Here is a 13,944-nt window from a genome sequence, read left to right on the forward strand (position 1 = left end):
AGGCGAAGCGGGCATCGCTCATACCGCCGAGAGGTGCGCAGAGGCGCCTGGCTGTTCGCTGTCGGTTACGCCAGCGGATGGATCGTCACGCCCTTGACCACGCGGTTAACGGTGCCCGTGGGGCTCGGGGTGTCGGGGGTGTTGCCGACGCGCACGGAGTTCAGGAGCGACACCGTCTGACCGACCATGATGAACGGCAGAGCAAGGTAGCCCTCGGGCAGCGCCTCGTGGCCGGAGAACGTGAACGACTCGTGCGCGAACGCGGGCTCGACGTCCTGCTGGATGGCGATGGTCTTCTGGGCGATGCCGTCGCCGTCGATTTCGCTCAGGATGTCGAGGTCGTACTGGCGCGTGTAGGGGTCGTTGTTTACAAAGACGAAGACGAGCGTCTTGTCGTCAACGAAGCTCTTGGGTCCATGGCGATAGCCCATGCAGCTGTCCCACGAGGTGGCCACGAGGCCGTGCGCGAGCTCGAGGATCTTGAGCTGGGCCTCCTGGGCGAGACCGGTGAACGAGCCGGAGCCGAGGTAGGTCACGCGGTTGAAGTCACCGGCGAGGAAGGCGGCGACCTCGTCCTCGCGTGCGATGACCTCACGGCCCATCGCGGCGATCTCGGACACCCACGCCTTCTTCTGCTCGTCGCTCGCGGTGTCGAAGATGAGGGTCGCGAGCAGCGTCATGCAGCTGAAGCTACCGGTCATGGCGAAGCCCTTGTCGTTCGCGCGCGGGATGAGGAGCGTCAGCGCATCCGGGTCGTCGGCGCTCTCGACGGCGAGACGCCCTTCAGGCGCGCAGGTGATGTTGAGGAACTTGACGTTTTTCACGACCTGCTTGGCGATCTCGACGGCAGCCAGGCTCTCCGGGCTGTTGCCCGAGCGGGCGAACGAGACCACGATGGTCGGGTCCTCGGCGCGCAGGTAATCATAAGGGGCGGACACGATGTCGGTCGTGGCGATGGGCTTGAAATCATACGTGTCGGTATCGCCGGCGCGGCGTAGATAGCTCGCGCAGGTATCACCGACGTAATCAGAGGTGCCGGCGCCGGTGAAGACGACGACCGTGCGCCCCTCGCCCATGGCGTTGGCCTCGGCCAAGAACGTCTCAATCGCGGCCTTGTTATCGGTGTAGATCTGGAAGGTGTCCTCCCAGAGGTCGGGCTGCTGGGCAATCTCGGCCGTGGTGATATCGGCGCCGAGCGCCTTGAGCTCGTCTACGCTCTTCTCAAACATGTACGCATCCTTTCTGTTTGCGTCGGAACGGCACTAATCGCGCCGATGGTGGAAGACCTTGTACTTGAACTGGTCGCCGCGCGCTACCGAGAGCGTGTACTCGACGACTTCGTTGTTAACGTTATAGGTCGTGCGTACCAAATCGAGTACCGGTGCGTTCTCGCTGATACCCAGGAGCCGCGCATCCGCGGGACGGGCGATGCTCGCGTAGAACTCCTCCTCCGCCACGCGAATCTCCTCGTGGTAGTCCTTCTCGATGATGTCGTAGAGGGGCTTACGCTCCAGAAGCGGACGCTTGAGCGAGAGGAATTTGCGCACCGGAAGATACGAGCGCTCGACCATCATGGGCATGCCGTCAGCAGAACGGAGGCGCTTCAATTTGAAGATGCGATCTCCCGGACGGATCTGCATGCACTCGGCCATCTTCCCGTCGGCATCGAGTTCGCTGAACTCCAAGATGGTCGTCTCGGGCTCGCGCCCCAACTCGCGCATCTGGTCCGTGAAACTGTACGACTGCAAAAGATTTGCTGAATGGGCGGAGCGGTCGGCCACAAAGGTACCGCGCCCGTGCTGCCTGACCACGAGCCCCAAACGCTCTAGCTCCTGGAGGGCGAGGCGAACCGTCGTGCGCGACAGTCCGTAACGCTCCGAAAGCTCGCGCTCTGAGGGCATCAGGTCGCCGGGCCGGTATTCGTATTCGATTTTCTCCGACAGTATATCCACGAGCTGGTCGTAGAGCGGCTGTCGCTTCGATCTCATGGCCATGGGTCTCTCCCCGGCTCCTCGGGCACGCACGTCGGGGGCGCCCGAGGGCGCCCCCGATCCGAGGTGTCAGATCCTACATCTCGTCGTCCTCGTCGTCCTCATCGTCGCCCGCGGTCGGGAGCGCCATGGTGATCACGCCGTCCTTGCCGACCTGAACGGCCTTCTCGACCAGCTCGTCGAGGGTAGAGGAGTCGCTGCGGGTCATGATGAGCTCGATGAGCATCGGCAGGTTGGTGCCGGCGACCACGGCCATGTTGTCCACATCGGCGGAGACGAGCATCGACTGGTTGAACGGGGTGCCGCCCAGAAGGTCCACAAAGACGAGGACGCCGTCCTGCTCAGAGCGCATCTTGGTGATGGCGGCGCGCAGCGTGTCGGCGTACTCGCCCGCCTTGTCGCCCTCAAAGGGGACGATCTCGAAGGCAGGCTGCTCGCCGGCGACCATGTCGATGGCGCTCTTGAGGCCGTTGGAGAAGTGACCGTGGCCGGTCAGAATGAATCCGATCATAAGAGGTACCTCCTTAATACACACCCCGAACCTCATCGGGGTAGATGCCATGTTGGTAATATCTGGTAGACGTCGGCAGACGTCCCGGAATCGTCAACCACATGCAGCCGCGAAAGCGACCGCAACGCTTAGCCCTCCGCAGGCGCCTGGGGACGCTGCGCCGCTTTGAGCTCGTCGAAGCGCGCGCGGTAGGCGCGGGCGCGCTCCTTGTTGCCGGCGTTGGCGTACTGCTTCGCCAGCAGAAAATACAGCTTCCCCTTCTGCGCGTCGTTCGCGTTGGGAAGCAGGGATTCCATCTTGTCGATCATGTCATGCCGATACCCGCACACAATGTCGTAGGTGAGCTGGCAGTCGGCTATCACCGCGCGATCGGCACCCTTGACGGCCTTGAGGTCGGCCAAGAGCTCTTTCGCACGCTTCCTGTTGCCCGCTTGGGCGTAGTAGTTAAAAGCCAACGCGTCAATCTCCGCTTGGCGCTTGGCTGAGTTGCGCATGCGGAGCATCAGCTCGAGCATGCGCTCGGCGAGCTCGCGCTCGCCCCGGCCCTCATGGACGAAGAACCGGTACTTGTGCTGCTGATACGTGGTGAAAAGAATGCGCGGGAGAAACCTGTTGAGGTCACAGAACGCCTCGTCGTAGAGACCTGTCGAGATAAAGGCCTGGATGCGCATGTCATAGTAGCGCTTGGCGCCCTCGGTGCCCAAGAAGTAGACAACGAGAAACACGATGAATGCGATAACGGCGGGATTCACGAGCATCCTTCTCTCTCAGGGCGCCAGGCGCGCCCATGGGGGACAAAACGCGCCTGCGTTATGCGCCGTGCGACAAAAAGCGGACGCACGCCTCGGGAGAATGGGAAAGAACCGGCGCGGTTCCAACCGTGAGGCGCACGTCCGCTCCAATCCGTCTCGCGACGGAAAGCGGCACCCCGTGCGGGAGGCGCGGGGCGCCGCAACGCAGACCGGAAGGTCTTAGCCCTTGGCGACCCAGCCAAGAGCGCCGAGCACGATGCCCAGGATCAGGACGATGAAGATCGCCTTGGTCGAGGTCATGCCCTTCTTGCCGAGCAGCCAGTACACGAAGCCAACGAGCGCCGCAGGCACGAGCTTGGGGCAGATGACGTTGGCGATGTGCTGCAGGTCGACCGTAACGCCACCCAGATCGATCGGGGCGGTGATGACGATGCCGACGTTGGTGGAGACAAGCGCGCCGACCATGAAGACGCCCATGACGGTAGCGGCGTCGGTGATGGCGTTCAGCTGGTCGCTCATCGTGGTGACGAGCTTCATGCCCTGATCGTAGGCGATGTAGGTCTGCTTGCAGCGGAACCAGTCGACCACGATGTTGACGGCAATCCAGATGAAGATGCCGAGCGGGTTGCCCTGCATGGCCATGTTGGCGGCAAGAGCGCCGAAGATGGTCGGGAGCAGGGAGCCGAAGATGGAGTCGCCGATGGAGGCGAGCGGGCCCATGAGGCCGGTCTTCAGCGAGGCGACCGTCTCGAGGCTGTCGAGACCGTCGGTCTCCTCGAGGGCGAGGTCGATGCCCGTGATGATGGTGTTCAGGAAGTTCGAGGTGTTGAAGAACGGGGCGCACTGGGTGCGGGCGGCGGTCTTCAGGGCCTCGGTGTTGTCCCCGTAGATCTTGCGGAGCTGCGGCAGGATGATCCAGAGGTAACCGGAGTGCTGCATACGCTCGTAGTTCCAACCGGCCTGGAAGCCAAGCAGGTTACGACGGTTAATCTGCTGGAAGTCAGCCTTAGTGAGCTTGTAGCCAGTGGTATTAGAGCTCATCGTCGTCATCTCCCTCCGCACCAGCAGCGACGGCGGCAACGGGAGCGGCCTGATGCTGCTGATAGTAGATGTAGGCGAGCGCGAAGCCGATGAGGGCGATCGTCAGCATGGACAGCGAGTTGTAGTCGCCGCCTGCGATCTCAGCACCAGCAGCGCCGGCAACGGTGGCGACATCGCCGCTGATGCCCGCGATGCTCGTGAAGGCGGTGCCGAGGAGGGCAGCGATCACGAAGCCGAGGATCAGGTAGGCAACGTGCTTCTTAACGGGCAGGTAACGGAGCAGGATGGCGAAGCCCACGGCGGGGAGCATACCGCCGGCGACCGTGAGGCCGGTGCCGAGCCAGGCAAGATCGCCGTTGAGGGCGGTGGTGATGGCCTCGACCAGCGGCTGGCCGAATGCGAGGGCCAGGAACACCGGGACCATACGGCTAAGCATCCAGGAAACAGCGCCCATGAGGTAGTGGACGTTGTAGGCGTTCCAGTTCATCTTCTCGATATCGGCATCGCAGGCGTGACCCCAGAAGGTGTTGGCCATACGACCGAGGATATCGGTGTAGACGAGGATAGCGGCCACCGGCACGCCGAGGGCGGCGAGCGCCTGCTCCGGGTCCATGCCAGCGCTGACGGCGAAGGCCGTGGCGATGAGGGTGCCGGAGTTCGCGTCGATACGGGACGCGCCACCAAAGGTGCCGACGCCCAGGATGGTGAGCTGCATGCTACCACCGATGAAGAGACCAGTTGCCATATCGCCCATTACCAGGCCGGTGATGAAACCGGAGAACACGGCGGAGCCAGCACTGGAGTACCAGTGGAGCTCGTCCATGATCTGGAAGCCTGCATAGAGGGTGAGCAAAAGAATTTGCCACCAAGCAATCATGGTTTTCCTCCTTCTTCCAATCTCGAACGTAAACGTACATTCCTTACGCTATGTCAAGCCGTGCATCTCCCCTCACGGCTCAGCACCAAAGAAACTTAGAGCTTGAAGTCCTGCGGGTTGTCCTGCGGGGTAAGCTGGATAACCATCGGGACGCCCATGCTCTGAAGCTCGGTCAGCGCGTCGACGTCGTCCTGGCCGCAGTTGATGTTGCGGCTGTAGCTCTTGACGATATCCATCGACGTGATGTTGCCGAGGATGATCTGATCAAACTTGACGCCGGCCTTGGCGAGCTTGAGATAGGTCTCGGGCTTCTTGACGACGATGAACAGACGCTGAGCGTCGTACTTGCCAGCAAGGATGTTGGCAGCGGCCTTCTCAACGGGAAGGACGGAAAGCTTGCAGGTAGCGGGCGTAGCCATGCGCAGAACCTGCTTCTGGGTAGCATCCTCGGCGATCTGATCGTCGACGACCATGAAGCGGCTCACCTGACGAGCGTTAGCCCAGAGGTTGCCCACCTGGCCATGAATCAGACGGAAATCAACGCGTGCACCTACGATCATGTCACTCAACTCCTTCGGTCTCGAGTGTGTGGATGAGAGGCTCGGCGCGCAGGGAGATGGCGTCGCGGACGTGCCCCTCGGTTTCGAACAAAACGAGCTCGTTGACCCCGGCGCGCGTCAGCCCATGCGGCACGTAGAGGGTTGCGATGGGACCGATCTCCCAGTAGCGCCCCACGTTGGTACCGTTGACAAACGCGACACCCTTGCCAAAGCCCGTGGTGTCGATAAAGGTATCCGCCGGCTCGTCGAGCGTGAACTCGAAGCGGGTGAACGAGGGCGTGCCCTCGGCCCAACCGGCGGAATAATCGATAGCCGAGATGTCGTCGAGCGGGAGCGTATAGGCTTCCCAGTTCTGGACAAAGTGGAGGTCGACGCACACGCCGGTACGGATGCCCTTGTGCTGCGTGTCGGCCAGAAGCTTATGGCCGTAGTTCACGCGGCCCATGTTCTCCATAAGGATGTCGAGGCGGTTCTCGCGCTCCGGAAGCACGCAGCGGATATCCTCGCCGATGTGCTCCTGATACTGCGTGGCGACGAGCTTGCCCTCCACGTAGACCTTCGCACGGTCGCGCCCGTCGATGACGCGGATGCGCTCCTCGGCGTCCGGCGCCACATCGCGCTCGATGCGCGTGCGGTAGAGCGTGTAGCCATAGGACTGGCCCATATCCTCCATCGCCTGGGGATACAGCGACCGCACCGGCTCGGACAGGTTGTCAAGGTTCTCAAAGAGACCGGTGCGACCCGTCATGGTGAGGGCGTCCTCGGAGCACGCAACAGCCTGCTTGATGAGGGGCTCCGCCGTCCACGCATCCGGGAAGAGATCGCGCACGACGTCGCGAAGCTTGTACCACTTCTCGGTGGGGTTACCCTCCTCGTTGAGCGGCGCGTCGTAGTCGTAGCTCGTAACCTGATGCAGGTCGTGGGTGTGGCGAGCCGAGCAGCCGTTCATAAAGCCGAAGTTCGTGCCGCCGTGGAACATGTAGAGGTTGATGCTGCCGCCGAGCTCCAAAAGCTCGCGGACGCAGTCGGCCAGGTCCTGCGCATCGCGGCGAATCACGTTCTCCCCCCAGCGGTTGAACCAGCCGTCCCAGAACTCCATGCACATAAGGGGCCAGTTCTTACCATGCTCCTCATGGAAGGCCTTGAGCGCAGCGAAGTTCTCCTTTGAGCGGGACCCGAAGTTGCCCGTCACGAAGACGTCGTCATCGATGAGCGTGCCGGCGCGCAGGCACCCGCGCCACGGACCGTCAGAGGTGCAGAGCGGCACGTCGACGCCGCGCTCGAGCATGAGGTCGCGAATCGCGCGCAGGTACTCCTTATCCTCGCAGTAGGAGCCGTACTCGTTCTCCACCTGCATCATGATGATATTGCCGCCGCGGGTGATCTGACGCTCGGTCAGGATGGGCATGAGCGCATCGTAATAGCGCGCAACGCATGCGAGGAACTTGGGATCGCGCGAACGGGGGCGCATGGTGCGATCGGTGAGCAGCCATGCCGGCAGGCCGCCGAACTCCCACTCGCCGCAAGAGAACGGCGTGGGCCGCACGATAATCCAAAGGCCGAGCTCGGCCGCCTCATCAAGGAAGCGGGCCACGTCGGCGATGCCCTCGAAATCGAAGACGCCAGGCTCGGGCTCGTGCAGGTTCCACGGCATGTAGGTCTCAACGGTGTTGAAACCCATCGCCTTCAGGTTGTACAGAGAGTGATGCCAGTCAGAAGGATGAACACGGAAGTAGTGAATCGCGCCGGAGAGGATGGTGAAGGGTTCACCGTCGAGTAGGAACCGATCGCGAATCTCAAATGTGTGCATGCTCCTCCTTGCTCCTACCGGGCCGACTGCCGCACAGCAATGGCCATGCAGTCCGTCGCTGATGGTAGTCACTATACACGCTCTCTCGATACATGTCGACAAATTGTGTAGAGCAGGATGAACGGTAGGGAATCACCCGTGAGCGGTATGTCACATTTCCGCAGGTAAAGTGGTATCTCTTTACGAGACCACTTATGATTAGTGCGTTTACATGGTGTTTAACTGGTTGTAACAACCGAACTTTTTAGACCACTGGTACTTCTGTCTCTCAGGTGCGTGGAGCGCCCGGCGACCTTCCCGTGCTGGGCATATGATGGTCGCACGGTGCCGTTTTCTCTCACCGAAACGACCTGAGTCCCCGTCTTTTCCGCCACGCTCAATTACACTCGAACAACCCTGCGACCCGCTCGGTGCTGTGTCAGCCCGATTTACTTTCGTTTACCATTTCTGCCGCGCGACAGGATAGTTCCTCCACACGGCAAACAGGAACACGCCCCGCTCCGCACCCCATCCCCCCGATCCATGCGGTCGCTGGGGACTACGCTCATGGCACCCTGCGCACGATACCGGGGCACAACCAACCGCCGAGCTCAGCTCCACGGCTCGCCTCTAGGGCTCGCCTTCAGGCAACCGAGCTCTCCCATATTTTCTATTTTCATCTTGCGCCGCAGCGGGTTTCCACGTAATATAGTCATCCGTTGGAGTGCTCACGCACGCCCACGGGATGCCAGCATAGCTCAGTTGGTAGAGCACCGCTCTCGTAAAGCGGGGGTCATCGGTTCGAGTCCGATTGCTGGCTCCATGCATGTGATAACCGCCGCGGGTTTCCTCGCGGCGGTTTTTCATTAGCCCTGAACATCAGGGTTTATAGACCCTGGGGCTAAACAGAGGCTGCCCTACCGCGCTGGTTTACCCGAGCGCATTCCCGAAAAGACCTCTCCTGTTCGATTACGGCTGGCTCGAGATGGCGCGCAACGCAATCTCTCAAATAGGTATACGCAAACGCCAAAGTTGCGTATACCTAGATCGCCGGGTATACGCAAACGGAAGCGTTGCGTATACCCGGCGATCCGAATCTCATGGCGCCTCTACCCCAGAACGCGCTGCAGGGCCGCGATCAACACGTCGACATCCTCGCGCTCGCAGATAAGCGGTGGCAGGAAGCGAAGCGTGCGCACGCCCGTCGCGTTGGCGATAACACCCTCGGCCATGAGGCGCGCCACCACGTCGTGCGCATCTCCCGCCTCCTCGACCAGGTCGCACCCGCGCATCAGGCCCGCGCCGCGCACCTCGGTCACCTGCGGCAGCTCCTCCAAACGCGATGCGAGGTACGCGCCCACCGAGGCGGCGTGCGCGGCATAGTCGCCCCGCACGAGCTCGGCGAGCACCGCCTCCGCGGCCGCGACGGCAAGCGCGCTCCCGCCAAACGTCGAACCGTGGTCGCCGGGGCGGAACACGTCTGCGACCTCGGCGCGCGCGACTACGGCGCCCATCGTCATGCCGCCCGCGATGCCCTTGGCAAGACTCATGATGTCCGGCGTGACCCCCGCGAGCTGCACGGCAAACGGCGCTCCGCAACGGAAGACGCCCGCCTGCACCTCGTCAGAGATGGTGAGGCCGCCCACTCCGTGCACAAGCTCGTCGGCAGCCCGCAGGAACTCGGGCGTGAGCGGGTGGACACCGCTCTCGCCCTGGATGGGCTCGAACATGACCGCGCAAATCTCCGAACCGTACCGGTCGAAGATCGCCCGCAGCTCCGCGACGTCATTGGGCTCGCACGCGATGAACCCGCCCGGCAGCGGCGTAAAGCTTTCCTGCAGCCAATCCTGCATCGTCGCCGCAATGGTCTCGAGCGTGCGGCCATGGAAGCCGCCCTTGAGGCAGACGATGGTGTTTCCGCCGTTGCCCTGCCGACGCGCAAAGAGGCGGGCGAGCTTCATGGCGCCCTCGTTGGCCTCGGCACCCGAGTTGGCAAAAAACGTCTTCCACACCCGCTCCCCCGGCTTAGGCGAGGCGGCCGCGTCAAAAGCGCCCTCATCGGCAGCGTCAAGCGCCGCCACCAGCGCGCGAGCGCCATCGAGGTCGTCGTTGGCGAGCTTCGAAAGCAGCGCCGCCACCTCGCCGCGGTGCTCGGTGTAGAAATAGTTGGAGACGGAGGTGAGCTTCGTCGCCTGCTCGGTGAGCGCCCGCGTCACGGCCGGATGGTTGTGGCCGAGGGAGCACACGCCGATGCCCGCCAGAAAATCGCGGTACGCGCGGCCCGCATCGTCAAAGAGCTCCATCCCCTCCCCGCGCACGAACTCGACGGGAAGACGACCGTACGTGTGCATGACATAGGCGTCGTCGAGGCGCTTCTGATATTGATAGGACATGAACTTCCTCCTTGTGCAACAGGGCGCGGGCGGCGCGGGTCGCGGTACCGGGGCAGGCTGGTCGCCTGCGCCATCTACGCGCCCTCGGGGATATCGATGTTTTCTGCCAGGCGCGAGGCAAACGTGCCGAGGGGGTGCGGGTGCTGGTCGTACTCATAGGCCTCGTGCGTCGAGTGGATGACGGTGCCCACGCCCGTATCGGTGAGCAGCTCGAGCAGCAGCGCGTGCGGGGTGGTCCCGTTGATGATGTGCGCGCGGAAGACGCCGCCCTTGAGCGCCGCGACGCATGAGCTGAGCTTGGGGATCATCCCCTTTGCAACCCGTCCGTCGGCCAGCATCTCCTCCGTCTCCTCGATGGTGAGGTTGGAGATGAGGGAATCCTTGTCCTCGAAATCCTCGTACAGACCGTCGACGTCGGTCAAGAAGATCGCCTTGTGCGCGTGCACGGCGGCAGCGATGGCGCCCGCGGCGACATCGGCGTTGATGTTGTAGAAGCCGCCGTCCTCGCCCTGGGCGACGGTGGCGATCACGGGGATATACTCGCTTGCCATGAGGCGCTCGAGGTAATCGGCGTTGACGCGCACGATCTTGCCCACGCGGCCGAGCGCGGGGTCGAGCGCGGTCGCCATGATGGTGCCGGCATCGGTGCCGGACACCCCCACCGCCACGTTGCCGTGCTGGTTGAGCGCCGCCACGAGCTCCTGGTTCACCTTGCCGACGAGCACCTCGCGCACGATGTCCATGATTTCGGGCGTGGTGACGCGCTGGCCGTTTGCAAACGAGACGGGCAGGTTGTAGTGGCCGAGGGCCTCGTTGATGGCGGCGCCGCCCCCGTGCACGATGACGATGTTGGCACCGATGATCTTGAGGAGCAGGATGTCGCCCATCACATCGGCGCGGAGCTGATCGTCTACCATGGCCGCGCCGCCGTATTTGATGACGACGGTCTTGCCCGTGAGGTTCTTGATCCAGGGCAGGGCCTCGAACAGAAGGCGCGCGGTCTCCTCATGCGAGATGGAGGTGCGCCGGTCGCGTGCGTACTTCATATAAAACTCCCCGGTAAGTTGAAAGGGATGGCCGGGCAAGGCTGCAGCAGTGCTCATGAGGGGCCTCCGAAGCGAACAGGACTGACGGTGGGACAAACAGCGGGCGCCGCTAGGGCGATGCGCCCTTACGTGCGGTAATCGCCGTTGATGGTGACGTAGTCGTGCGTGAGGTCGCACGTCCACACGCGCGCCGCGCCCGCGCCGGCGCCCAGGTCCGCCGTGATGAAGATCTCGGGCGCCTCAAAGCGGCGAAGCGCCTCGTCCTCATCGAAGGGCACGGTGAGCCCGCCGCGGCAGACGGGGATGCCCATGATGTCGATGGCGACGTTCTCGGCATCAAACGCCGCACCGCTCTTGCCGAGCGCCGCCGCCACGCGGCCCCAGTTGCAGTCATGGCCGGCGATGGCGCATTTGACGAGCGGCGAGTTGGCGACGGCGCGTGCGGCGACATCGGCCTCGGCATCGCTTGCCGCACCCGTGACGGTTACCGTCACCAGGCGCGAGGCGCCCTCGCCGTCCGCCGCGATCGCACGGGCGAGCGCCTCGCACACCACATAGAGCGCGCTCTCGAACTCCGAGGCGGCCAGCGTGCCCGCCTGTATGGGCGCCGCGCCCTCGGGCGCCGCCTCGCCCGAGGCGAGAAGAACGCACGTGTCGTTGGTCGAGGTGTCGGAGTCGACCGTCACGCAGTTGAACGTGCGGTCGACGGTCGCCCGCAGCGCCTCGTGCAGGCAGGCGGGCTCGACCGGGGCGTCGGTGGTGAGGCAGGCGATCATGGTGGCCATATTGGGCATGATCATGCCCGAGCCCTTGCACATGCCGCCCACGGTAAACACCGCACCGGCGTAGGCGGGGTCTGCGCTCACGTAGGTCACGGCGTACTCTTTTGGTCGCGTGTCCGTCGTCATGATGGCGCGGGCTGCCGCGGCGCCGCCCGCCGGCGACAGCGCGTCGGCTGCTGCGGGGACCCCCTGCTCAAACGGCTCCAGCGGCAGCTGCTGGCCTATGACGCCCGTCGAGGCGACAAGCACCTCGTCGGGCTCGCAAGCGAGCACCTGCGAGACGATATCGCAGGTAGACCGTGCCACGCGAAGACCGTCTTCCCCCGTTGCCGCGTTGGCGTTGCCCGAGTTGACGGCAAGCGCGCGGATGTGTCCGTAACCGACGCCGCCCAGATGCGCGCGGCTCACCGTAACGGGCGCGGCGCAGAAGCGGTTCTGGGTGAAGACGCCCGCCGCCGCCACGGGATGCTCCGCCGCGATGAGGGCGAAGTCGAGCCGCTCCGGGTTCTTGCGGAAGCCGGCGTGCACGCCCGCCGCGCGAAAACCGCGGGCGCTGGTAACGCCCCCGTCCGGCACCCCGCGCAAACGAGCCTCGAACGATTCGTTGTCCATCAGATTCCCTTTCTATCTGGCGCTCCGCACGCTATCAGGCCGATGCCCCGCGCGAGGCGCGCCGCGCTTGGTGCCGCGCCGACCCGTCGCGCGACATCGACGCTACACCGCGAGCGCCGTGAGCGAGAGGCCAGCCGTCTCATCGAGCCCCATCACGATGTTCGCGCACTGCACGGCCTGCCCCGCCGCGCCCTTGCCGAGGTTGTCGATAGCCCCCATGGCGACGAGCACGCCCGTGCGCGCATCGAGGGCCAGGCCGACATGGCAGCCGTTGGTGCCCGCGACGGAGGCCGTCTGGGGGCAGGCGCCCGCATCGAGCACGCGCACGCAGGGGCGCCCGGCATAGAACGCCCGATAGCGTTCCACCAGCTCCACGGCATCGATTCCGGCGGCAGAGGGCTCGAGCACCAGCGTGACGGTGGAGAGCAGCCCGCGCCTGAGCGGCGCCAGGTGCGGCGTGAAGACGACGCGCCCGGGCAGGCCCAGGATCTGCTCGATCTCGGGCGTATGCCGGTGGCGGCACACGTTATAGGCCTCGAGGTTCTCGTCGGCATGGCAGTAGTGGGTGCGCGCGCTGGGCGTCTTGCCCGCACCTGTCACCCCCGAGATGGCATCCACCACCACGGGAGAGCCCGGCGCGACGAGCCCCATGCGCACCGCCGGTGCGGCGGCGAGCGATGTCGCCGTAGGATAGCAGCCCGCACAGGCCACGAGCACCGCCTCGCCCGCCGCACGGCGCGCCGCGAGCTCAGCCAAGTCGGAGGCAAAAAGCTCCGGCAGCCCGAAGGCGCGCGCGGCAAGAAGCTCGGGCGAGGTGTGGGGCGTGCCGTACCACGCCTCGTAGATTGCCGGGTCGTCCAAACGGTAGTCGGCCGAGAGGTCGAACACGTTCACCCCCGCCGCCAAGAGCGACGGCACCTGCTTGAGCGCCGCCGTATGTGGCACCGCCAAGAACACGGCGTCGCACGCGGCGAGCTCCGGGTCGTCGTGACGGGAGAACACCAAGTCGCTCGCGCCGGTAAACGCGGGGTACACATCCGCCAGAGGCACACCCGCGTCGGCGTTCGAGGTGATGACGGCAAGCTCGAAGACGGGGTGGCCCAGCAAAAGGCGCACGAGCTCCGCACCCGCATAGCCAGCCGCGCCCACCACTCCTACGCGCATCTTCATCTCAAACCTCCCTTATGCATACTTTTCGCATATATCGTACGTTTTATGCATCTTTATGGCATTTCTTACGATGCCCGACAGGATAGCACGAGAGAGGGGGCATACCCGCCCGCATACGGTCCGTCACCGATTCGCAACATGAGCGCCACAGACGGGGCATGACGGCCAACGGCGCGGGCGGGCAGGCAGAGCCCGCACCCCGCAGGCCAAACGCGCGGCAGCGCCGTCAGATGAGCCCGAAGTGCGCGAGTCCCGCCGGCACGCCCTCGTCTGCCGCAGAGAGCGTCACATAGTCCGCCGCCGCCTTGACGCCGGGCAGCGCGTTGCCCATGGCGACGAACGTCTCCACCGCGGGCGCCATGGAGAGGTCGTTCTCCGAGTCGCCGAAGGCGAAGGTGTTCGCGCGGCCGTGGCCCATGT

Annotated in this window: 13 protein-coding genes and 1 tRNA gene; 1 reads left to right on the forward strand and 13 read right to left on the reverse strand. The window is 64.2% G+C overall.

Going from position 1 to position 13,944, the window contains the following annotated elements:
* Positions 1-65: 65 nt before the first annotated feature.
* The 8 genes from B5F70_RS10015 to B5F70_RS10050 all read right to left on the reverse strand — a co-directional run bounded on the left by B5F70_RS10015 (position 66) and on the right by B5F70_RS10050 (position 7,542).
* Positions 66-1,229, reverse strand: a complete 1,164-nt coding sequence (locus B5F70_RS10015) for an SIS domain-containing protein (protein ID WP_087205428.1) — start codon at positions 1,227-1,229, stop codon at positions 66-68.
* A 33-nt stretch (positions 1,230-1,262) separates the two neighbouring features.
* Entirely contained in the window at positions 1,263-1,994 is a 732-nt protein-coding gene (locus B5F70_RS10020) for a GntR family transcriptional regulator (RefSeq protein ID WP_087205429.1), read from the reverse strand.
* Positions 1,995-2,067: 73 nt separating this feature from the next.
* Positions 2,068-2,502, reverse strand: a complete 435-nt coding sequence (locus tag B5F70_RS10025) for a PTS sugar transporter subunit IIA (RefSeq protein WP_087205430.1) — start codon at positions 2,500-2,502, stop codon at positions 2,068-2,070.
* A 128-nt stretch (positions 2,503-2,630) separates the two neighbouring features.
* Positions 2,631-3,254 (reverse strand): hypothetical protein, encoded by a 624-nt coding sequence (locus B5F70_RS10030; RefSeq protein WP_087205431.1) that lies wholly within the window; start codon positions 3,252-3,254, stop codon positions 2,631-2,633.
* A 219-nt stretch (positions 3,255-3,473) separates the two neighbouring features.
* Positions 3,474-4,304, reverse strand: coding sequence for a PTS system mannose/fructose/sorbose family transporter subunit IID (locus B5F70_RS10035; protein ID WP_087205432.1), 831 nt, complete (start codon positions 4,302-4,304; stop codon positions 3,474-3,476).
* On the reverse strand, positions 4,285-5,172 hold the full coding sequence (locus tag B5F70_RS10040; protein WP_087205433.1) for a PTS sugar transporter subunit IIC: 888 nt from the start codon (positions 5,170-5,172) through the stop codon (positions 4,285-4,287). Before B5F70_RS10040 ends, B5F70_RS10035 begins: the two co-directional genes overlap by 20 nt.
* Positions 5,173-5,267: 95 nt before the next feature.
* On the reverse strand, positions 5,268-5,732 hold the full coding sequence (locus B5F70_RS10045; protein WP_087205434.1) for a PTS sugar transporter subunit IIB: 465 nt from the start codon (positions 5,730-5,732) through the stop codon (positions 5,268-5,270).
* 1 nt (position 5,733) lies between these two features.
* Positions 5,734-7,542, reverse strand: a complete 1,809-nt coding sequence (locus B5F70_RS10050) for a beta-galactosidase family protein (protein WP_087205435.1) — start codon at positions 7,540-7,542, stop codon at positions 5,734-5,736.
* Between the two features lie 726 nt (positions 7,543-8,268).
* Between B5F70_RS10050 and B5F70_RS10055 the strand changes: the two genes are divergently transcribed.
* Positions 8,269-8,344: transfer RNA gene (locus tag B5F70_RS10055), tRNA-Thr, on the forward strand.
* Between the two features lie 286 nt (positions 8,345-8,630).
* Here B5F70_RS10055 and B5F70_RS10060 read toward each other — a convergent pair.
* The 5 genes from B5F70_RS10060 to B5F70_RS10080 form a co-directional block, all read right to left on the reverse strand.
* Positions 8,631-9,914, reverse strand: coding sequence for an aminotransferase class III-fold pyridoxal phosphate-dependent enzyme (locus B5F70_RS10060; RefSeq protein ID WP_087205436.1), 1,284 nt, complete (start codon positions 9,912-9,914; stop codon positions 8,631-8,633).
* Between the two features lie 74 nt (positions 9,915-9,988).
* Positions 9,989-10,960 (reverse strand): acetylglutamate kinase, encoded by a 972-nt coding sequence (gene argB / locus B5F70_RS10065; protein ID WP_087205437.1) that lies wholly within the window; start codon positions 10,958-10,960, stop codon positions 9,989-9,991.
* Between the two features lie 125 nt (positions 10,961-11,085).
* Entirely contained in the window at positions 11,086-12,354 is a 1,269-nt protein-coding gene (argJ, locus tag B5F70_RS10070) for a bifunctional glutamate N-acetyltransferase/amino-acid acetyltransferase ArgJ (protein ID WP_087205438.1), read from the reverse strand.
* Positions 12,355-12,456: 102 nt separating this feature from the next.
* Positions 12,457-13,524 (reverse strand): N-acetyl-gamma-glutamyl-phosphate reductase, encoded by a 1,068-nt coding sequence (argC, locus tag B5F70_RS10075; protein ID WP_087205439.1) that lies wholly within the window; start codon positions 13,522-13,524, stop codon positions 12,457-12,459.
* Between the two features lie 226 nt (positions 13,525-13,750).
* Positions 13,751-13,944, reverse strand: a 194-nt coding sequence (locus B5F70_RS10080; protein ID WP_087205440.1) for an HAD hydrolase family protein, incomplete at its 5' end; no start/stop codon positions are given.

Origin of the sequence: Collinsella sp. An268 (genome assembly GCF_002159765.1) — a bacterium.
Lineage (GTDB): Bacteria > Actinomycetota > Coriobacteriia > Coriobacteriales > Coriobacteriaceae > Coprousia.